Source organism: Rhodoferax lithotrophicus, from assembly GCF_019973615.1.
GTDB classification, from domain to species: Bacteria; Pseudomonadota; Gammaproteobacteria; order Burkholderiales; family Burkholderiaceae_C; genus Rhodoferax; species Rhodoferax lithotrophicus.
Window position 1 is genome coordinate 4,088,012 of the sequence record NZ_AP024238.1, and the last position, 20,532, is coordinate 4,108,543.

The window sequence follows — 20,532 nt, forward strand, 5'->3', positions numbered from 1 at the left end:
CGCCATGACTCTTGATCACTACTGCGTGATGGGGAACCCCATTGCCCACAGCCGTTCACCCTGGATTCACACCCGTTTTGCCGAACTGACTGGTGAGCCGGTGGTGTATGACAAACGCGAAATCCCGCTGGATCACTTCGACCGCAGCATACAAGCCTTCATGGCCGAGGGTGGCCGCGGCTGCAACATCACCGTGCCCTTCAAATTTCAAGCGGCAGCACTGGCCACCCAAACCAGTGAACGCGCCCAACTGGCCCAGGCCTGCAACGTGTTGACCTTTGAGGACGGACGTATCCTGGCCGACAACACCGATGGCATCGGGCTGGTGAATGACATCGAGCGCAATGCGGGCTTGCCGCTGAAAGGTCTGCGCGTGCTGCTGCTGGGTGCCGGTGGTGCTGCGGCTGGCGTGCTCGGGCCGCTGATCAACGCACGGCCCGCTCACATCAGCGTGGCCAACCGCACACTGCACAAGGCGACCCACCTGATCCAACGCCACCAGGTCCTTGCAACGCTACAAAATACAGAGCTTGTTACGCTTGATTTACAAGGAATAGAGGCAGATTATGATGTGATCATTAACGGTACGGCCAGCAGCCTGAGTGGTGCGGGCGTACCGGTGGGCGAACACGTTTTGAAACCCGGCGCACTGGCTTACGACATGATGTACGGCCCCGGTGCCCAGAGCTTTATGGACTGGGCCAGACAACACGGTGCGGTGCCGCGCGATGGTCTGGGCATGCTGGTGGAGCAGGCGGCTGAGGCGTTTTTAATCTGGCGCGACGTGCGGCCACCCTCGGGGCAGGTACTGGCTGAATTGCGCCAAGTATTGGGTTGACGCATGAGACCCGTGCTGCGCTGGCTCGGCTTGGTGGCCCTGACCACCTTGTTGTTGCAGCTTTTTTTTGTGGCGCGTATAGCCACCATGCTGGTGATCGACCCACAATCCACCGCCTTTGAACGCTCAGAAGCCTGGCGGGTGACCACCGAAAAAGGCAGCCTGCGCTGGCGTCAGCAATGGACTCCGTACAGCCAGATCTCCAACCACCTTAAGCGCGCGGTGATTGCCAGCGAAGACGACGGTTTTGCCAACCACGACGGTGTGGACTGGAATGCCCTGGAGAAAGCCTGGCAAAAAAATGCCAAGGCGGAGGAACAAGCGGCCAAGGCCCAAGCCATCCTCCAGGCCCAGCAAGCCCGTAGTGCCCGAAAAAATCCTGGCAAAACCACCACTGCCCAGCCGCACGTGGAGCCCCCAGTCAAAACGACCAAAGTCGCCAAGGTGGTGGGAGGGTCCACCATCACCCAGCAACTGGCTAAAAACCTGTTTTTGTCAGGTGAACGCACTTTTTTGCGCAAAGGCCAGGAGTTTGTGCTGACCTTGCTGCTGGAAGCCATTCTGGGCAAACAACGTATTCTGGAGATTTACCTCAACAGCGTGGAATGGGGTGAAGGCGTGTTTGGTGCCGAAGCCGCTGCCCAGCATTACTTCCGCAAACCGGCAGCGCAACTCAGCCCCTATGAAGCGGCCCGACTGGCGGTGATGCTGCCCCGGCCCAAATACTTTGAAAAATTGCCCAACTCCAGCTATGTGGCGGGCCGGGCCGCCGTGATTGAGCGCCGCATGGAGGGTGTCGAACTGCCATGACCGCGACAGACCCTGCACCTGTGCCGCCAAACCACCCCCCTCAGACAGCCAACACGCCCGGCCGCCAACCATGCACCTCGCTGCATGGTTTGAAAGCCCATTTAAAAGACGTGCTGTCCTCAGCGGCAGCACAAGCCGTCAGTCTGTTCTTGCTCGGACTGATCCGAATGCTGACCGGTTCACAAGCCCGCTGGTGGGGTTGCCCACCCAAGGCCGAACAACGCATTTACTTTGCCAATCACCAGAGCCACGCCGACCTGGTGATGATCTGGGCCGCTTTGCCCAAGGAGTTGCGCCATGGCACCCGCGCCGTGGCGGCACGTGATTACTGGACCAAAACGCCGTTCAGGCAATGGCTCACGACTGCGGTGTTCAACGTGATTTATGTCTCTCGCGAGCGCAACGCCCAGGAAGACCCGCTGGAGCCGCTGATGGAGGCTCTGCACGCGGGTGACTCGCTGATTCTGTTTCCCGAAGGCACCCGGGGCCATCTGGATGAGCCTCAGGCCTTCAAAGCTGGCCTGTACAACCTGGCTTGCAAATTTCCGCACATTGAGCTTATTCCGGCCTGGATTGCCAACGTGCAGCGCGTCATGCCCAAAGGTGAAGTGGTTCCTGTACCGGTGCTGTGCTCGGTGACTTTTGGCGCGCCCATGCAGGTGCAAGCTGGCGAGGATCGCCAGGCCTTCCTGACCCGGGCGCGCAGTGCCGTGGTGGCCTTGCGCGATATCTAGCCCCCTGTTCATCCACGCGACCCTATGTACCAAGCCCTGAAAAACCTGAGCGCCACGCAGCAAATCGGGGTCATGTTCATCATCGTCTTCGGGCTGCTGATAGTGGCTTCACTGGGTCTTTTTTTGCTCTCGATGCGTGAGCATGAAGACCCGCTGATGCAGCAATCCCACGACACCCGGCTGGCTGACCTGAGCAGCCTGCTGCGCACCAGCTGGATGATGATTTTTGTCTTTTGGGTCGCCTGGCTGGCGGGGGATGCCACCCGGCTGGTGCTGTTTGCCCTGGGCTCATTTTTTGCCCTGCGCGAATTTTTGACCCTGTCCCCAACCCGCCAGGGTGACCACCGCAGCCTGGTGCTGGCATTTTTTGGTGTGTTGCCGTTTCAGTATGTGCTGGTGGGCACCGAACTCTTCAACCTGTTCACGGTGTTTATTCCGGTCTATGTGTTTCTGGCCCTGCCGGTAGCCAGCGCCCTGGCCAATGACCCAACCCGCTTTCTGGAGCGCAACGCCAAACTGCAATGGGGCATCATGGTGTGTATTTACGGCATGAGCCATGTGCCTGCACTGATGCTGCTGGACTTTCCCCGCTACGACAAGAAAAACGCGTTTCTGGTGCTGTTTCTGGTGCTGGTGGTACAAACCTGCATGGTCACCCAACACTTGGTGGCGCGCCAGCGCAAACACCGATTGGTCGCACCGCAAATCAGCCAAACCTTCACCTGGCACAGCTGGAGCTGTGGCATGGCCGCGGGTAGTCTGCTGGGCGCGTTACTGGCAGGCATCACCCCTTTTGTACCCGGGCAGGCTTTTGCGCTGGGTTTTGTGGCCTGTGCAGCCGGGTCTCTAGGGCATTTGGTGATGAAGGCCCTCAAGCGTGACCGCGGCATCCCCATCTGGAAGGGTGAAGGTAAAAGCACCACCGGGGCCGGTGGCATGCTGGACAGGATTGATTCGCTGTGTTTTGCTGCACCTGTTTTTTTTCATTCGGTTAGATGGCATTTTGGCCTTTAGAGCTTATAAAACAAGCGCTAGCAGCTATCAAATTAATAACCTATGAGAATCCTTGGTATTGACCCCGGTTTGCGCACCACCGGCTTTGGCTTGGTTGACGTGGACGGCTCGGCACTGACCTATGTGGCCAGTGGCACCATCAGCACCACCCAAATTGAAAAAGACCAGCTACCCGCCCGTTTGAAGGTGTTGTTTGACGGCATCCGCGAAGTGGTGGCGCGTTACCAGCCGGATGCGGCCTCGGTGGAGATTGTGTTTGTCAACGTCAACCCGCAATCCACCTTGCTGCTGGGTCAGGCACGTGGGGCAGCGGTCACCGCACTGGTGTCCTGCGATTTGCCGGTCGCAGAATACACCGCCTTGCAAATGAAACAGGCGGTGGTGGGTTATGGCCGGGCTGACAAAATCCAGATTCAGGAAATGGTCAAACGCCTGCTGAACCTGCCCGGCCTGCCCGGACCGGATGCGGCTGACGCGCTGGGCCTGGCCATTACCCACGCTCATGCGGCCCATTCGATGGCGCGTTTGGCGCAAGCCAAGGGCCTTGGCGGCGCACAAAACCAGACGCAAAAAGCCGCCTACAAAGCCGGGCGCAGCCGCTGAAGCTACCCATTTTGGACTTTTGGCGGACAAAATTGGGGCTCACTGCTACCACACATGGTGGTGCTCAATGCCCAGCGGCTGATTCCCTTTTGTGATGAGCAACAAATTCACTTGCCCACTGATCGGCACGTGGGGCACATTGAGCCAGCGCAGCCTGGACTTCTGGAATCTCAAAATACAGTTTTTCATGAAGATAAGGATGGCGCATTCGCCCGACATCCAGGGCATCATGACTTAAATCCACCAGACGACCTTCAATAAAGTTGTATTGATGCTCGTAGTGTCCCCGTATGGAACCACCAAAGACATTTTGGACAAACAGTGACCCGTATTTACACGATCTTGAAAGATCAACCGGTTTTACCCGCTGACGGACAACCGCCATTTCGCACCACTTATCGAATAAAAAGATCTTTGCCTTGGCAAAGTTTTCGTAGCTGTAAGGCATTTTGCCTATTTGCGGTAATGTGAAGTTGATAGGTGGCATGTGTTGTTGACGACTTCACAAAATTGAGAAATGTGCACAGGAACTGCACCCACCCGAGCGGGCGCTGGGCAAGCCACATCCGCTGAACCCTCTGGGTTAAACCACCCGCTCCAGAATCAGCACGGCAAAAAAACCGAACGCGCTGAGCAAGGCCCACTTCAGTACCACCCAGCCGTAATGTTTGAAGCGCGGATCACCGGTGCCAGCGTAAAAGCCAAACGACACCAGTGCCGCCAACAACATCAACAAAACCAGCCAGCGAAACAACAGCATGTGAAGGTGCCTCTGTGGTGTTTACCAGGCGCGCGCCAGTTGTGCAAAACCGGCGGGGGCGAGCTTTTCGTTGTCAAACGTCACCACGTCCCAGGCCTGTGGCTGGTTCAGCAGTTCACGCAGCAGCAGGTTGTTGAGTGCGTGGCCGGAGCGAAACGCGCTGTAACTGGCCAGCAGCGGTTTGCCCACCAGGTACAAGTCGCCCATGGCATCGAGAATTTTGTGTTTGACAAATTCATCGTCATAACGCAGGCCACCGGCGTTGAGCACTTTGTAGTCATCCATGACGATGGCGTTGTCCAGCCCGCCGCCCAGGGCCAGACCGTTGGCGCGCATCATCTCGACATCTTTGGTAAAGCCAAAGGTACGGGCACGGGCAATGTCCTTGGAATAGGAGTTGGTACTCATGTCAAACACCACACGTTGCCCGGTGGAGTCGACCGCCGGGTGGCTGAAATCGATCTCAAAGCTGAGCTGGTAGCCGTGGTACGGTTCAAGGCGTGCCCATTTTTCGTTGCTGCCCTCGCCTTGACGGACTTCGACCGGTTTGAGCAAACGAATGAAGCGCCGGGGGGCGTTTTGCATGACGATACCCGCCGTTTGCAGCAAAAACACAAACGACGCAGCCGAGCCATCCAGAATCGGCACTTCTTCGGCGGTGATGTCGACATACAGGTTGTCCACCCCCAGGCCCGCACAGGCGGACATCAGGTGCTCCACCGTGTGCACCTTGGCATCCCCGTTGGAAATAGTGGAGGCCATGCGGGTGTCGGTCACCGCCAGGGTGGACACCACAATGTCAATCGGCTCGGGCAAGTCCACCCGGCGAAACACAATGCCGGTGTCGGGCTGAGCCGGGCGCAGGGTGATCTCCACCCGCTGACCGCTGTGCAGGCCCACGCCAACGGCGCGGGTCAGGGTTTTCAGGGTTCGTTGTTGCAGCACGTGTGGGGCGCTCAAAAAGGCATTTTGGGCATGCCTTTCATGCCGCCCAGGCGTTTCATCATCTTCATCATGCCACCACCTTTCATTTTTTTCATCATGTCCTGCATTTGCTCAAACTCCTTGAGCATGCGGTTGACTTCCTGCACTTGCACACCAGCACCTGCGGCGATGCGGCGTTTGCGGGTGGCTTTGATGAGTTCGGGTTTGCTGCGCTCCAGCGGGGTCATGCTGTGGATGATGCCTTCTTTGCGTTTGACCTCTTTTTCGACCCGCCCCATGTCCACCTGCCCGGCTTTGGCGGCCAGGGCGGTGGGTAGTTTGTCCATCAGACTGCTCAAACCACCCATTTGTTTCATTTGCTGGATCTGGCCCAAAAAGTCATTCAGATCAAAGGAGGCCCCGCTTTTGACCTTGGCCGCCAGTTTTTGGGCGGCTGCCATATCCACCCCTGCGGTGACCTGCTCCACCAGCGCCAGAATGTCGCCCATGCCCAGCACCCGGCCGGCATGACGCTCGGCATCAAACACTTCCAGGCCATCAAGTTTCTCACTGGTACCGGCAAACTTGATCGGTGCACCGGTGATTTGCCGCACCGAAAGCGCCGCACCACCGCGCGAATCGCCATCGAGCTTGGTCAGAATGATGCCGGTGAGTGGCAGCGCCTCCTTGAAGGCTTTGGCGGTGTTGATCGCGTCTTGCCCTTGCATGGCATCAACCACAAACAAGGTTTCAACCGGGTGAATGGCCGCGTGTAAATCGCGGATTTCACGCATCAGGGCTTCATCAATGGCCAAGCGGCCAGCGGTGTCGACCAGCAGCACATCAAAGTAATGTTTTCTGGCGTAGTCCAATGCGGCCAGGGCGATGTCGACCGGTTTTTGCTCGGGCGAGCTGGGGAACCATTCGGCCCCGGCCTGCGCGGTGACGGTTTTGAGCTGTTCAATGGCCGCCGGGCGGTACACGTCGCCGGACACCGTGAGCACTTTTTTGTGGCGCTTCTCAATCAGGTGTTTGGCCAGTTTGGCGGTGGTGGTGGTTTTACCCGCACCTTGCAAACCCGCCATCAGGATCACCGCCGGGGGTTGGGCTGCCAGATTGATGTCACTGACACCATCACCCATGGTGGCGGCCAACTCTTTATTGACGATGCTCACCAATGCCTGGCCCGGAGTGAGCGAACCCAGCACGTCCTGGCCCAGGGCTTTTTCTTTCACCCGGGCGATGAAGTCACGCACCACGGGCAAGGCAACGTCGGCCTCCAGCAAGGCCATGCGGACTTCACGCAGCATGTCGGACACGTTGCTTTCAGTGATGCGGGCCTGACCGCGGATTTCTTTCACCAGGCGACTGAGTTTGTCGGTAAGAGCGGATGCCATAGGGGGGTGTTCCGGCGTGCGGAACCTGGGTTGAAGCCAAATAGGAAATGGCGGTTACAAAACGCTAAACTGTGCACATGATTTTAGCCAGTGCTTCACCCTTGACCCTGACCCTTGCTTTAGGTGCCTCTGTGGCCTATGCAGCTTCAGCCACAGGTGCGGCTCGTTCCGGCCAAACGCTGACCCGCGTGGCCGTCTGGCTGGCCTGGAGTCTGCATGGCGTGCTGCTGGCCTGGGGACTGTGGGGCACAGAACCCCGTTTTGGTTTTGCTCCGGCGTTATCGATCACGGCCTGGCTGGTCGGACTGGTTTATGCCATAGAAACCTACATTTATCCGCAAATGAAAACGCCCTGGCTGCTTTCTAGTGCCGGATCTGCGGCCGTATTGCTGGCCCTGCTGTTCCCGGGTGCCGTCCTGCATGCCAGCGCCTCGGCTTGGTTACCCCTGCATTGGGCATTGGGCATTGCCTCTTATGGTTTGTTTGCCATTGCCGTGGTACATGCCTGGCTGATGACGCGTGCTGAGGCTCGTATGCGTATGGCCAATGCACCTGCGGGCTTGCCCCTGTTGACCATGGAACGTCTGACATTTCGTTTTGTCAGCCTTGGTTTTGGGCTGCTGTCAGCGACTTTGCTGGCAGGTTTCTTTTTTGGCACCCAGCTGTATGGACCCACACATGCCATCAAATGGGATCATAAAACAGCGTTTTCCGTGTTGTCCTGGCTGACTTTTGCCGTGCTGATGGTCGGCCGCTTTCGCTTTGGCTGGCGTGGCAAAAAAGCTGTTCGGGTACTGTATATCGGCACAGGCTTGCTGCTGCTGGCCTATGTGGGCTCACGTTTTGTGATGGAAGTGGTGCTGGGGCGCTCGCTGTGAAAGCCTTGCTGGTTCTGGTGGTGATCCTGGCCGGTGTCCTGTGGTGGCGCAGCCGACAGACCCCCAGCCCCCCCCAAGCCCCCCCTAAAACACCAGGTGAACCACTCGACATGGTGCGTTGCACTCGGTGCGGCATGCATATTCCTGGCAATGAAGCCATCCATGGTCACCACGGGTCTTATTGCAGTCAGGAACACCTGCGCCAATCGGAACCCTGAATGAGTGCGCCACCTGAAGCATCCAGCTGGTTTGGTCCCACGCTGCTGGAGCCAGGGCTAACCAGCACAACCACACCCCAGGAATTCGAACGTTTATGGCGCGCCTTCATGACGGCGCGGGCGACCTTGGGTCTGGTTCTGGTGTTGCTGCAAGGCGGTTTTTATTTTGTAGCCAGCCAGCAAAACACCACGGCGCTGCTGATTTGCAGCACTTACTTTGTAGCAGCACTTGCGGTTCGACTCATCAGCCACCCGCATCACCTGGGCCACACCTTTGATGCCCAATGGCTGCGCACCGTGGGCGTGGATCTGCTGGCTTTTTCAGCTTTGCAGGCGGTGCAAAACAACAACATCAATTACACCCCTTTGTTGGCTCTGCCGGTGTTGATGGCCTCCATTCTGGGGTCTCTGATCATGTCCATGGGCACCGCCGCTGGGGTGACGCTGTTGCTGTTTACCTATGCCTTTTGGACAACACTTCAAACGTCCTCCGATGCCACTGCACATTTCATGCAGGCAGCCCTTACTGGATCTGGTTGTTTTGCCATATCTTTTATAGCCAACCAATTTGCCACTCGCCTCGCCAGCGTGGAACTCAGAGCGCAGCGCAGTCAACTGGCGGTGACGATCCAACGGCAAGTGAATGAACTGGTGATTGCCACCCTCAGTGATGGCATTCTGGTGGTAGATGAACAGCTGTGGGTGCGCTCTGCCAACCCCGCAGCGTTTACCCTATTGGGGCTGTCACCACAACCCCCGGATTCACTATGGCCGTTGACAGGGCAAGCCGGATGGCAAGATCTGCTCGACTTGGTTATTTTGAGTCACAGCACCCAACAGGACCAGCTGGCCAATGTGCGTATTCACCAGGAAGGCCAGGGTCCAAGGCATCTGCGCGTTCGGACGCAAATCACGCCTCCGTTACAAGCCCAGACCAGCAGCCTGTGTGTGGTCTTCATGCAAGACCAACGTGAAATGCAGGCCCGTGTACGCACCGAAAAACTGGCCAGCATGGGACGCATGTCGGCGGCCGTGGCGCATGAAATTCGCAACCCTCTGGCAGCCATCATTCAGGCCAATGCTTTGTTGTCTGAAGACCTGAAAGAACCCAGCCATCTGCGCATGACGCAGATGGTGAATCAAAACGCCTTGCGGCTGGAAAAAATTGTCCAGAACGTCCTGAATCTGGCGCATGCACCACACCATCCTGAAGTGGCCACAGGTCAGATGCTGGACCTGGCTGAAGATGCACCACGGATTTGCCGTGACTGGCAACATCAAAATGCAGTCACACAAGCACTCACCACCAACTGGCCAGCCACCGTGGTGTTGGTTTGGTTTGATGCCGATCATTTGCGCCGTATTCTGGTGAATTTGCTTGATAACGCCAAACGTTTTTCCAGTGGCCAAGAAAACTCCATTCAAGTGGGTATTCAAAAATCACACCAAAGGCCACGGCAGACAAACATCAGCCTGACGGTGTGGAGTGATGGTGGCCCGCTGGAACCTTCAGTCGAGCAACATTTGTTTGAGCCTTTTTTTTCCAGCGACAGCCGCTCAAGTGGCCTGGGTTTGTATATTTGTCGTGAACTTTGTGAAAGTCATGGTGCCAGCATGTCGTACGAACGTAACAACAGGATCATCGGGAAAAAAATGCAGTCAGGTAACGAGTTTTCCGTTCTTTTTTGCACACAGCCACCTGGGGTACCCCCGACCGGCACAATGCCCCCATCACCATGACAAGCGCCATCACCCCAGCGCATATTTTGGTCGTCGACGATGAGCCCGACCTGCGCACCCTGTATGAATTAACCTTGTTGCGTGAAGGCTACCGGATCGACACGGCGGGCGACTTGCAGCAAGCCAGATCGTTGCTGATGGCGCATCACTATGACGTATTGATCACCGACATGCGTTTGCCAGATGGTCTTGGATTAACCCTGATTTGTGAACTCAAAGCCGAGCATCGCCATGAACAATGTGTGGTGATTACGGCCTACGGGTCGGCAGAAAATGCCGTGGAGGCACTCAAAAGCGGCGCTTTTGATTACCTCACCAAACCCGTTGATTTGAAACAATTTCGCCAAGTCATTGCTTCAGCTGTGCGAAGTCAAGCGGCAACCGCCGTGGCTGTTAAACCGGTCATCCCCAACGCGGGTCCTGGCATTCTGGGGCAACGCGCACTGGCTCGGCTGATTGGGCAGTCACCCGGAATGCGACAAATCAAGGAGCGCATCGTTAAAGTGGCCACCAGCATGGCACCGGTACTGGTCACCGGCGAATCAGGCACAGGCAAGGAATTGGTGGCTTATGCGATTCATGCCAACAGCCACCGCGCCAAAGGGCCTTGGGTGGCTGTGAATTGCAGCGCCATTCCCGATGCACTTCTGGAAGCCGAGTTCTTTGGCTCCAAAAAAGGGGCTTACACCGGATCACATGTCGACCGCGAAGGGTTTTTCCAAGCCGCCAGTGGGGGTACCCTGTTTCTGGACGAGATCGGTGACCTGCCACTGCCCATGCAATCCAAACTGCTGCGGGCTATTCAAGAGCGCCGAGTCAGGCCCCTGGGGTCCACCCAGGAGGACATCATTGATGCCCGCATCGTCAGCGCCACCCACAAAGATTTGGCCCAAGAGGTACAAAACGGGCATTTCCGGCAAGACCTGTTCTACCGACTCAACGTGATTGATATGACCATCCCGCCGCTGCGCGAGCGCCCGGAAGATTTGCCCGACCTGTGCCATGCCCTGCTGGCACGTATTGCCGAAGAATCGGGCGCGCCTGTGCCTGCCATCCAAGCCAGCGACCTGGAAAAACTCGGCTGCCTGCGACTGCCTGGCAATGTGCGCGAGTTGGAAAACCTGTTACACCGGGCCGTCGCTCTTGGGAATGGTGAATCCTTGCAGTTTGATGCCTTTTCCACACCGGTTTCCGATGGTTTGTCGGCCTTCCCAGCTCAAACGTCACCCATGGATCACGCGGTCATTCCAAGCGATTTGCAACAACATCTGGACGATCTGGAGCGTCAAATTCTGCGTCGCGCATTACAAGCTACCGGCTTCAATCGGACCGCCGCTGCGGCGCAACTTGGCCTGAGCTTGCGGCAGATGCGTTACCGGATTGCCCGCTTGCACATTGATTCGGCCCAACAAGATGACACCGATGTGGCCCCCGTCTGACCGCCCACACTTACACGTCCCGCTGTGGCAATGCGGCTGGTATCGACCAGCCATCCACCACCCCTCTCCCAACTTCGGTGTCAGACCTCCAGGGGCTCACATTGATCTGATGGTGCTGCACTCCATCAGCCTGCCACCAGGCCATTATGGTGGCCCGGAGGTGCAGCAGCTGTTTACCAACCAGCTTGACTGGCAGGCACATCCTTACTTTCTTCAAATTGAAGGCTTGAAGGTTTCGTCGCACTTCTATATCAGACGCACAGGCGAGCTTTGGCAATTTGTCAGTTGTGATGACCGGGCCTGGCACGCGGGGGCATCCACTTACCGGGGCCGCAGCAATTGCAATGATGACAGTATTGGTATTGAACTCGAAGGTCTGGAAGGCGACACTTTTGAAGTTGCCCAGTACGAAACCCTGAAGACTTTGAGCCAGGCCATCATGGCGCAATACCCGATTGCCTTCATTGCGGGCCATGAGCACATTGCACCGGGGCGCAAAGACGACCCCGGGCCTGGTTTTGACTGGACGTTATTGCAGGACAAGCTGCAGATTTCCGCTGAATATTTACCACCCAAGATCAAATAAGCAGAGGGTCCACATCCACGGCCCAGCGGATCAAGCCCTTGCATTGCGGCTCGGCACGCGTGCTGTGCAGCACACTTTGCCAGGCGGTCAAAAAGCGTTGCAAGGCCGTGCGCGAAGAGCTTTCGATCAACATTTGTGCACGCTCCACGTTGGCAATACGGGCAATACTCATGGGTACGGCAGGGTAGATCGTCAAATGAGGGAGCATGGCTGCCGTGTCACTTTGCTCACGGGCCGCCTGACTGGCCCGGTTCAGGAACATTTGTGCAGCCTCCTGGGTCCGGCCTTCCGCACGCACCAGCGCCTGAAAGCTCAACGGCGGCATGGAGGCTTGCTGGCGTTCTTGCAGCTGGGATTCAGCAAATGCCGGGTAATCATGCTGTTTGAGTGCCGCATACAACGGGTGTGTGGGGTGAAAGGTTTGTAGCCACATTTCGCTCTTGGCCGCCACAGCGGCATCGCGGCCAGCCCGGCCTGCAGCCTGCATCAGCAGGCTGAACAGCCGCTCAGGTGCCCGAAAGTCGCTGGAAAACAGCGCGTTGTCGGGGTTGACGGCCGCCACCAGCGTGATGCGGCGAAAGTCATGGCCCTTGGCGATCATTTGTGTACCCACCAGCACATCCACATCTCCTGCATGCACCTGAGCCAACTGGGACTCGAGCGCCCCTTTGAGTCGGGTCGTGTCGGCATCAATACGCACAATACGCACCGCTTCACCGTCCGGGCGGCGGATGTCTACCAACAACTCGGCCAGATGCTCCTCCAGCCTTTCAGTACCCCGACCCACCGGAGAAATATCAGGATTACCACACGCCGGGCAGGCACGTGGCACACGTTCGGTCAAACCACAGTGGTGGCAACGCAAGGTGCGGTCAATTTTGTGGAAAACACGAAAGGCACTGCAATGGGGGCAGGTGCTTTTCCAGCCACAGTCGGTGCACTCCAACACCGGTGCATAACCACGCCGGTTCAGGAACAGCATGCTTTGTTCACCGCGCGCCACCCGTTCGGCAATGGCCGACAACAAGGGCGGGGCAATGATGCAGCCTTTGGGCTGGTGGTTCATATCCACCCGGCGCACCAGGGGCAACTGGCCGCTGCCCACCCGGCTGGGCATGTCCAGCCGCTGATAACGCCCCCCTTCAGCCGCTGGCCGACTGTGATACCAACTCTCCAGTGACGGTGTCGCCGAGCCCAGCATCACCTTGATGCCCTCTTGGTGAGCGCGGTAAACCGCCAGATCACGGGCGGAGTAACGTGCCCCCTCCCCGCTTTTGTAGCTAGGGTCATGTTCTTCGTCCACAATGATCAGCTGCAGTTGTGGCATCGAGGCAAACACTGCCATACGTGTCCCCAGCACAATACGCGCCGCGCCACTGTGCGCAGCCAGCCAGCTGTTCAAACGTTGTGCCGGGGTCATGCCGCTGTGCAAGGACACTACCGCATCGGCACCCCACAGATGACCAAAACGGGCTCTGAAACGCTCTTCCAGCTGCGGGGTCAGATTGATCTCGGGCACCATTACCAATACTTGCGCACCAGGTGAACGTGCCAACAATTCAGCGCTGCAACGCATGAACACCTCGGTCTTGCCGCTACCCGTGGCACCAAACAGCAAAAATGGCCCTTGATTTTGATTAAATTGATCTATAGCCCTTGTCTGATCTGCGCTAAGCACTACAGAATAAATAGCACTCTGGGATTCAGCAAAAGTTGTCTCCGAAGCAGACTCGGCACCAGTGCCTGCCGTTTTTTCAACTGTTTTGGCCAGTTTTTTCAGCTTGCGGGCCAGTTGCACGCTGCTGAGCTCGCGCAATTGTGGCGGCAAGGCTGACAACGCCACCTCACCCGCTGAACGCTGGTAATAACTGGCGGCAAACTGGATCAGCGCGCGCCAGTGTGCACTCAAAGGAGGGAGTGCATCCAGCACCACCGTAATGGGTCGCAAGCGGCTTATGTCAAGCCCCGCCTGAGGGGATTCTGGTGACGTAGTCTCATGCCAGACCACCCCCAGCAATTCACGTTGACCCAAAGGCACCCGTACCAAACTCCCTGGCGGCAGCACAGCAGAGCTCAAATAAGTCAGCGCCCCCGCCATCTGGCTGTAAACCGGGGTGTGCACCAGCACCTGTGTGAAATGGACAGTACCGGGTGTCGGTTGCAACATATTGTTCAAGTGGACTAGCGAAGAAGCGTTTAAGTGCTTGATTTTGAGAGGGTTTTCAAGTCATTCAGATTTTCTGTGGATAACTTTGTTGATAAGCCCACTACAAACTCTCCAAAGCCTTAAAAATCAAGACTTTCCCTAGGTTGCCCAGAAAAAAGGCAAATTTAAAAATCCATATAAATCAACGACTTAGAAATGCTATGGCTTTGCTAGCGAAAGGAACTTACAGAAGCTGACTTATTGCTGTACACCCATCATTTTGTGCATAAGTTACAAAATATTTATGGCTTTTCTGCTAAAAACAAACCAAAAAAATGCTAAGCCAAACCAGGAACAGGAAATATACCTGGCTTGGTTACGTCTGCTTAGCAAGCGCCGCGCATCAATCTGGAATGGCTGTGTACTGCTTTTACCAAGGCAGCAACATGTTCGGGATCGGTGTGCTGGCTGATCCCGTGTCCGAGATTAAAGATGTGGGTCGGGCCAGTACCGGTGCCGCTGTGTGGGGTGCCAAAGGCATTCAGCACCTTGAGCACTTCGGCCTCAATTTGAGCCGGTTGGGCAAACAACACATTGGGATCCAGGTTACCTTGCAGCGCTTTACTGCCCCCCACTTGAGCGCGTGCTTTGGTCAGATTGACCGTCCAGTCCACACCCAGCACATTGCAATCTAGCTGCTCCATCTCGTCCAGCCACAAACCACCGCCTTTGGTGAAGACAATGCTCGGAATACGTGCACCATCCCATTCTTTGTGCAACTGCGCCAACACCCTGCGGGTGTAAGCCAGGCTGAATTCCTGGAAAGCACCATCGGCCAGCACACCACCCCAGCTGTCAAAAATCATCACAGCCTGGGCTCCGGCTTCAATCTGGGTATTCAAGTACTGCGCCACAGCATCCGCATTGATCTGCAAGATGCGGTGCATCAGGTCAGGGCGGCTGTACATCATGGTTTTGACCAGACGGTAATCGTCCGAGCCAGCACCTTCGACCATGTAACAGGCCAGTGTCCAGGGACTGCCGGAAAAACCGATCAGCGGCACCCGGCCATTCAGGGCCTTGCGGATGGAAGTGACCGCATCAAACACATAGCGCAGCTTGTCCATGTCGGGCACTTCAAGCTTGGCCACAGCCGCTTCGTCGCGCACCGGGGAGGCAAACTTGGGCCCTTCTCCCAGGGCAAACGACAGGCCCAAACCCATGGCATCGGGCACCGTCAGGATGTCACTGAACAAAATGGCGGCATCAATCGGGAAACGATCCACCGGCTGCAGGGTGACTTCAGTAGCGTAATCGGTGTTGGTGGCCAAACCCATGAAGCTGCCTGCTTTGGCGCGGGTGGCACGGTATTCGGGCAAAAAACGACCGGCCTGGCGCATCATCCAGATCGGCGTGTAGTCGGTGGCCTGGCGCAGGCAAGCGCGCAGGAAGGTGTCGTTTTTCAGAGGGGCGAAGGAGGATGTGGATGATGAGTTCATGGACTAATTGTCGCAGCAAGCTATTGCCCCACGGTCATGTGCCGTGGGTACGGGGGCGTTCAGGGCTTGGACGCAGCAACCGCCGCCGCTGAAGCCGCAGATGCCGGTGCCTTGGGAATGCTCATGGCCCCGTCCTCAAAAGTGCCGTCATCCGCATCGCTGTGACAGGCCGTACAATTGTTTTTGCTTTTGACCAGTGGATTGGCCCAGTCAGAGGCGGCAATCTCACGGTGCTTGTTGACCCAGTAGGGGGTTTCGGTGATACGCAACGGCGTGCTGTCTTTGGGCACCGATTGGTCAATCTTGAAAGCGGCCTCCGTCAAGTGTTTGTCGCCCGCGTTGTCAACCAGGAATTTCAGGATCGCCTCGGTGGTGGCGGCATCAAAACCCAGGTCTGAGCCAAAGTGTTTGTCTTGCTCGGCCATCATTTTTTGCCATGAACGGGCGGGCAATAGGGCCGGATAAAACACCGCGTGGCAAGCACCACATTCGTCGCGCCACAGCTTGTTGTCAGCGAGCTGTTTGCCGACAAATTTCACATGAGGTTCTTCCCCCACCCCTTTTTCCAGCTTGACATGCCAGCCCTGACCATCAACAGCCTTGTCAATCGCATAGTAGAACCACCAGCCGCCAAAAGACAGCATGGCCAACAGCATCAGCACCGCGACAAGTGGTCGAGCCGAGGCTTGTGGCGTGCTGGCATCGGCTTGTTTATAGCCAGTGACCATAGAGCGGGCCAAATTTTCCTTGTGCTGCACACTTTCAACCACCACCCCCGTGATGTGCCCTGCCACCACCAGCAACATGGCCATGGCACCGAGTTCATGCAGTTTTTTGAGGAGCTGGATCTGGGCAAAGCTCAGCCAACCGGCGGCCAGGCCTTGCTGCTCGTCACCACCCAGCGTGATGACACCGCTGACACCGACCAGCACCGCCATCAGCAGCAAAATATAAATGGCCATGCTGCCGGTGGGGTTGTGGCCCACATGACGTTTGGCGTGGCCGCTGGCCACTTGCTTGAGGTAATCAATGGCTTCTTTCGGGCCAAACCAGAAGCTGGCAAAGCGCGAAAAATGCGAGCCCACAAAACCCCACAACACCCGAAACCCCACCAGCCCGAGCATCAGATACCCTACAAACACGTGGATGGCACGCCACTGATCACCTTCGCTGGTGAGCCAGGCAATAGCAAAGCTGCTGGCCAGCGTCCAGTGGAACAGTCGGGTGGGCAAATCCCAGATCAGGGTGCGTTGCATGGGCACGGGCTTTCAGAATGAGGTTTCAGGGGCAGCCAGGTCAGCCGAGCTGACCCGTTGGCTTACTTGGGGATACGGATGTTGTGCTCGTTGAAATCACCCTTGTCTGCAGCACTGTGACAGGCCATGCAGTTGGAGGGGCTTTTGACGGATTCGCGCTTCCACACCGCCGGGTTGATTTCACCGCTCAAATGCTTGGATTTGAACCATTGGCCCTCGGTGATACGCAGGGGCGCGGTGTTGGCGGTCCAGCGGTTGGAGCCATGTTTCACCATGTAATTGGTGATCTCGGCGGTATCGGCATCGGAAAGTGAGGCATCCGTACCGAAGTGCTTGTCCAGACCGGACATCACCTTCTTCCACGAGGCGGCGGGCAGCAGACCAGGCGGGAAAGCCATGTGGCAGCCTGAGCATTCGGTTTGCATCTTGGCATTGATTTCAGCCGGCATCACCGGGCGGCCACGGTCTTCGCCGTTGTATTTGGCCTGCGCGCCAACCGAGGTGGCTACCAACATGGCCAACAGCAGAGGTTTCAGCAATTTCATGGGGGCTCCTTATTTGACCGACAACACGTAAGTCATGAAGTCACCCTTTTCCTGTGTCGTGCATGCACGGCCCAGGGCATCATTGCAATTACGCTTGAACCATTTTTCAACCTGGGCGAGATCGGTGAAACGTTTGGGGTTCACACTGGGGGCCATGGGGTCAATCGCCTTGTTGGTTTTGGCATGTTTGCCCACGTTCTTGGGCGAATCGGTGTGGCAAGACGCACAGGCCAACTGGTTCGGGCCTACCGTCTTGTAGAGTTTTTCACCCGCTGCGGCGCTGAACGTGCCCTTGGTTTCGGCCTTGTAGCCGTCCAGAATCGGGTTGGCGGCAGCGGCCAGCGGTAATGCGAGAGCCAGGCAAGCCAGCAGGTGCGAGGGTTTGATGGTGATGGACATGATGTTTCCTTAGAGTTAAGAAGAGAGAGAAAATTGCCAATAGGGAATCAGCGGGGAATTCTGACCTTGTGTTCGTTGAAATCACCCTCGGCAGCGTTCACATGACAGGCCTGGCAATTGGACGGGCTCTTGACCGATTGACGGCTCCAGACATCGGCGCTGATGTGCCGAGTGCCATGTTGACGGGTAAACCAGAAGGCTTTGGTGATGCGGTTACCGGGAGGCACCTCGCCAAATTCTTGCGAGTTGGCCACGATCCAATCGGTGATTTCTTTTTGATCAGCCGCAGACAGGCTGGCATCTGCACCATAGTGCCTGTCCAGCGAGTCCATCACCTGTTTCCAGGCTGAGGTAGGCAGGAAATTGGGCCAATAAGCGATGTGACAAGCGGTGCATTCTTGCTCCATTTTGGCGTTCAATACGATGCGCTGCACGCCCTCAGCCATTACCCCGGTACTGATACCCCATAAAGCCAACCCAAGCGCCAGAGATGCGAATCGTGACATGCTCAAAATCCTATAAATCATAGGGTTAAGCCTAACAGTCGAGTCTTAAGGCTTCCTTAGATTTTGATTTTTTTATCGGGTTAACCCTGCCAAAGCCTGATGCACCTCCGCGGTGGACAAAATTTCTGACAACACCACCGGTGTCCGGCCAGACTGGTACAACACATACACCGGCACACCATTGCGCCCAAGCTGGGCCAAAGCGGCGGTGATGGCAGGGTCTCGCCGGGTCCAGTCAGCCCGTAGCAAAGTGACTTTTCTGGCAGCAAAATCGGCCAGCACCTCGGCATTGGCCAGCGTGGTTTTCTTGTTGTACTGGCAGGTCACACACCAAGCTGCGGTGAAATCCACAAACACCGGTGAGCCTTCGGCCTGCAGTTGCTCCACCTTGCCCGGTGCCCATGACTGCCACAATGCCGTGCTGGCAGAGCTGCCGCCTGGCTCTGCAGGTTTCATGACATTTTGGCCTATAGTGGCCGTCAATAAAGCGAGAGTAGCTATCGAAAAGGTAGTCAGAATCACCCGGCTTCGGCCTTTCAGACCCAACGCCCAGATCACCAGCGCCAGACCCAGCAGCAACGTCAGCAAGGCTGCTGCACCATCGATCCCGCTTTGCTGACCCAACACCCACACCAGCCAGATGACCGTGGCGAACATCGGGAACGCCATGATCTGGCGAAACGTGTTCATCCACGCGCCGGGTCGCGGCAGCCTGCGCGCCAGCGCTGGCGACCAGCTTGCGGCCAGATACGGCAGCGCCATGCCCACCCCAATGGCCGCAAAAATCAACAAGGCTTGCGCAGCCGGCAAAGACAAGGCCAAGCCCAGTGAGGCCCCCATGAACGGTGCGGTACAGGGGGAGGCAATCACCACCGCCAGCATGCCCGACAAGAAGGCATCCACCGAAGGATTTCGGGCCTCCAGCGTCGCCAGACTGTTGGGCACCAGCTGCCCGAATTCAAACACCCCCGCCAGATTGAGACCAATCACGGTGAACAAGGCCGCCAGCGCAGCCACCACCGCCGGTGTTTGCAACTGAAAACCCCAGCCAAGTTGCTCACCCGCACCGCGCAAGACCAACATCAAGGCCCCCAAGCCAACAAACGACAGCACCACCCCCGCGCTGTAGGCCAGGCCGCCCATACGCAGGCGCTGGTGATTCGCACCCTGCAGGGTAAAACCCACCACCTTGATGGCCAGCACCGGGAACACACATGGCATCAGATTCAGAATCATGCCGCCCAACAGGGCCCCAAGCAAAGCCAGCCAGAAGGAAGCAGGCAGATCGGCTGGCACAGGTGCCGCAGTGGGCACCGGCCGTGGAGTGGTGCTGACGGCACCCGGTGCTGTCAACGCCGGCCAGTGGCCACTGACCTTGGCGGTGGTAGCAAAGCCCAGACGCTCGGTGCCTGATGAGGTAGCCAGCACCAGGGGCATTTCTTCGGGGCTGCTGCCACGCTGGGGCGAGATGGGCACGTCAGCCGTCCACACTGCGCCTTGCCAGGCTTGCGTCCATTGCCCAGCGGTTTCAATCACTTCCGGGGTTTCCGGGAAAAAATCCAGCGTTTGGCCCTGCAATTTGGCGGGCAAACCAGCCACGGACACGTGCAAGCTGTGGCCCTGGATGGTGATGCTGCTGGTGTCGTGAAGTCGGCTGGGCTGGGCTTTGAAGGCCTTTTCAAACAGGCCACTGTGAACGGCTGTGGAGCCTTTGACGGGCAGTCGCAGCTCAAATTCCCCTTCTTGCGGCACACATTCCAGTTTGCACACCAACCAGCTAGCCTGCAGTTTGACAACAAGCTCCGGGTTCACGGGGCTGGGTTTGAAGTCCGGGGTGATGGTCAACGGCACCGGCAACAAGACGGTGCCTGCATAACCATAGTTGGCCAGATTGCCGATGGGAAGTTTTTCCGGCACCGGCCAGGCCACGTCACCAGCCAGCACGCCGGTGGGCAGCGTCCAGCTCAGCGTGGTGGGCTGGCCGGAATCCCCCGAGTTCTTCCAGTACGTGTGCCAACCCGGCTGGTGGCTGAGTTGCAACCCGACCCAGGCGGTTTTGCCAGGATCAACACCGTCGGGCGCATGGGCCATCAGTTCAGCCTGCACCTGTTCGGTGGTGACCTTATTTTTTAAGCTATTTTGGCTTATAGCGCTCGTAGATACTGCGCAAGAAGCTATCAAAAACAGAGTATTCAGAAAAGAAATGAAGCGCTTGGAAAGTATCATGACTGAGTTCGATG

Annotated in this window: 21 protein-coding genes; 10 read left to right on the forward strand and 11 right to left on the reverse strand. The window is 57.2% G+C overall.

Features of this window, described 5'->3' with window-relative positions; genetic code table 11:
• Positions 1 to 4 precede the first annotated feature (4 nt).
• The 5 genes from aroE to ruvC all read left to right on the forward strand — a co-directional run bounded on the left by aroE (position 5) and on the right by ruvC (position 3,999).
• Entirely contained in the window at positions 5 to 838 is an 834-nt protein-coding gene (gene aroE, locus LDN84_RS18810; RefSeq protein WP_223904951.1) for a shikimate dehydrogenase, read from the forward strand.
• Between the two features lie 3 nt (positions 839 to 841).
• Positions 842 to 1,648, forward strand: a complete 807-nt coding sequence (locus LDN84_RS18815) for a transglycosylase domain-containing protein (protein WP_223904952.1) — start codon at positions 842 to 844, stop codon at positions 1,646 to 1,648.
• A 167-nt stretch (positions 1,649 to 1,815) separates the two neighbouring features.
• On the forward strand, positions 1,816 to 2,382 hold the full coding sequence (locus LDN84_RS18820) for a lysophospholipid acyltransferase family protein (RefSeq protein ID WP_223913132.1): 567 nt from the start codon (positions 1,816 to 1,818) through the stop codon (positions 2,380 to 2,382).
• A gap of 24 nt (positions 2,383 to 2,406) precedes the next feature.
• Positions 2,407 to 3,396 (forward strand): phosphatidate cytidylyltransferase, encoded by a 990-nt coding sequence (locus LDN84_RS18825; protein ID WP_223904953.1) that lies wholly within the window; start codon positions 2,407 to 2,409, stop codon positions 3,394 to 3,396.
• A 42-nt stretch (positions 3,397 to 3,438) separates the two neighbouring features.
• Positions 3,439 to 3,999 carry a crossover junction endodeoxyribonuclease RuvC gene (gene ruvC, locus LDN84_RS18830; RefSeq protein ID WP_223904954.1) on the forward strand — a complete coding sequence of 187 codons (561 nt, stop codon included), beginning with the start codon at positions 3,439 to 3,441 and terminating at the stop codon, positions 3,997 to 3,999.
• 64 nt (positions 4,000 to 4,063) lie between these two features.
• On the opposite strand, the gene LDN84_RS18835 is transcribed toward ruvC, so the two are convergent.
• The 4 genes from LDN84_RS18835 to ffh all read right to left on the reverse strand — a co-directional run bounded on the left by LDN84_RS18835 (position 4,064) and on the right by ffh (position 7,080).
• Positions 4,064 to 4,486, reverse strand: a complete 423-nt coding sequence (locus tag LDN84_RS18835; protein WP_223904955.1) for a hypothetical protein — start codon at positions 4,484 to 4,486, stop codon at positions 4,064 to 4,066.
• Between the two features lie 96 nt (positions 4,487 to 4,582).
• A complete protein-coding gene (locus LDN84_RS18840; protein WP_223904956.1) occupies positions 4,583 to 4,759 on the reverse strand; it encodes a hypothetical protein in 177 nt (58 codons plus the stop codon).
• A 21-nt stretch (positions 4,760 to 4,780) separates the two neighbouring features.
• Positions 4,781 to 5,704: a UDP-3-O-acyl-N-acetylglucosamine deacetylase gene (gene lpxC, locus LDN84_RS18845; RefSeq protein WP_223913135.1), complete on the reverse strand. Its 924-nt coding sequence runs from the start codon at positions 5,702 to 5,704 to the stop codon at positions 4,781 to 4,783.
• 11 nt (positions 5,705 to 5,715) lie between these two features.
• On the reverse strand, positions 5,716 to 7,080 hold the full coding sequence (gene ffh, locus LDN84_RS18850) for a signal recognition particle protein (RefSeq protein ID WP_223904957.1): 1,365 nt from the start codon (positions 7,078 to 7,080) through the stop codon (positions 5,716 to 5,718).
• A gap of 77 nt (positions 7,081 to 7,157) precedes the next feature.
• Between ffh and LDN84_RS18855 the strand changes: the two genes are divergently transcribed.
• From LDN84_RS18855 to ampD, 5 genes are read left to right on the forward strand one after another with little or no spacing between them, the layout of a single operon-like run.
• Positions 7,158 to 7,958: a cytochrome C assembly family protein gene (locus LDN84_RS18855; RefSeq protein ID WP_223913148.1), complete on the forward strand. Its 801-nt coding sequence runs from the start codon at positions 7,158 to 7,160 to the stop codon at positions 7,956 to 7,958.
• Positions 7,955 to 8,176 carry a PP0621 family protein gene (locus tag LDN84_RS18860; RefSeq protein ID WP_223904958.1) on the forward strand — a complete coding sequence of 74 codons (222 nt, stop codon included), beginning with the start codon at positions 7,955 to 7,957 and terminating at the stop codon, positions 8,174 to 8,176. The genes LDN84_RS18855 and LDN84_RS18860 overlap by 4 nt, the downstream gene beginning before the upstream one ends.
• Positions 8,177 to 9,916 carry a sensor histidine kinase gene (locus tag LDN84_RS18865; RefSeq protein WP_223904959.1) on the forward strand — a complete coding sequence of 580 codons (1,740 nt, stop codon included), beginning with the start codon at positions 8,177 to 8,179 and terminating at the stop codon, positions 9,914 to 9,916.
• Positions 9,913 to 11,355, forward strand: a complete 1,443-nt coding sequence (locus LDN84_RS18870) for a sigma-54-dependent transcriptional regulator (RefSeq protein ID WP_223904960.1) — start codon at positions 9,913 to 9,915, stop codon at positions 11,353 to 11,355. Before LDN84_RS18865 ends, LDN84_RS18870 begins: the two co-directional genes overlap by 4 nt.
• Positions 11,330 to 11,941 (forward strand): 1,6-anhydro-N-acetylmuramyl-L-alanine amidase AmpD, encoded by a 612-nt coding sequence (gene ampD / locus LDN84_RS18875; RefSeq protein WP_223904961.1) that lies wholly within the window; start codon positions 11,330 to 11,332, stop codon positions 11,939 to 11,941. The genes LDN84_RS18870 and ampD overlap by 26 nt, the downstream gene beginning before the upstream one ends.
• On the opposite strand, the gene priA is transcribed toward ampD, so the two are convergent.
• The 7 genes from priA to LDN84_RS18910 all read right to left on the reverse strand — a co-directional run bounded on the left by priA (position 11,934) and on the right by LDN84_RS18910 (position 20,518).
• Positions 11,934 to 14,108 carry a replication restart helicase PriA gene (gene priA, locus LDN84_RS18880; RefSeq protein ID WP_223904962.1) on the reverse strand — a complete coding sequence of 725 codons (2,175 nt, stop codon included), beginning with the start codon at positions 14,106 to 14,108 and terminating at the stop codon, positions 11,934 to 11,936. The genes ampD and priA overlap by 8 nt on opposite strands.
• 365 nt (positions 14,109 to 14,473) lie before the next feature.
• Complete coding sequence (hemE, locus tag LDN84_RS18885) at positions 14,474 to 15,586, reverse strand: uroporphyrinogen decarboxylase (protein WP_223904963.1); 1,113 nt, start codon at positions 15,584 to 15,586, stop codon at positions 14,474 to 14,476.
• A gap of 59 nt (positions 15,587 to 15,645) precedes the next feature.
• Positions 15,646 to 16,842, reverse strand: a complete 1,197-nt coding sequence (locus tag LDN84_RS18890; RefSeq protein ID WP_223904964.1) for a cytochrome b/b6 domain-containing protein — start codon at positions 16,840 to 16,842, stop codon at positions 15,646 to 15,648.
• 62 nt (positions 16,843 to 16,904) lie between these two features.
• On the reverse strand, positions 16,905 to 17,387 hold the full coding sequence (locus tag LDN84_RS18895; RefSeq protein WP_223904965.1) for a diheme cytochrome c: 483 nt from the start codon (positions 17,385 to 17,387) through the stop codon (positions 16,905 to 16,907).
• Positions 17,388 to 17,396: 9 nt separating this feature from the next.
• On the reverse strand, positions 17,397 to 17,786 hold the full coding sequence (locus tag LDN84_RS18900) for a DUF1924 domain-containing protein (protein ID WP_223904966.1): 390 nt from the start codon (positions 17,784 to 17,786) through the stop codon (positions 17,397 to 17,399).
• A 47-nt stretch (positions 17,787 to 17,833) separates the two neighbouring features.
• Positions 17,834 to 18,292, reverse strand: coding sequence for a diheme cytochrome c (locus LDN84_RS18905; protein WP_223904967.1), 459 nt, complete (start codon positions 18,290 to 18,292; stop codon positions 17,834 to 17,836).
• Between the two features lie 72 nt (positions 18,293 to 18,364).
• Entirely contained in the window at positions 18,365 to 20,518 is a 2,154-nt protein-coding gene (locus tag LDN84_RS18910; RefSeq protein ID WP_223904968.1) for a protein-disulfide reductase DsbD family protein, read from the reverse strand.
• Between the last annotated feature and the right edge of the window lie 14 nt (positions 20,519 to 20,532).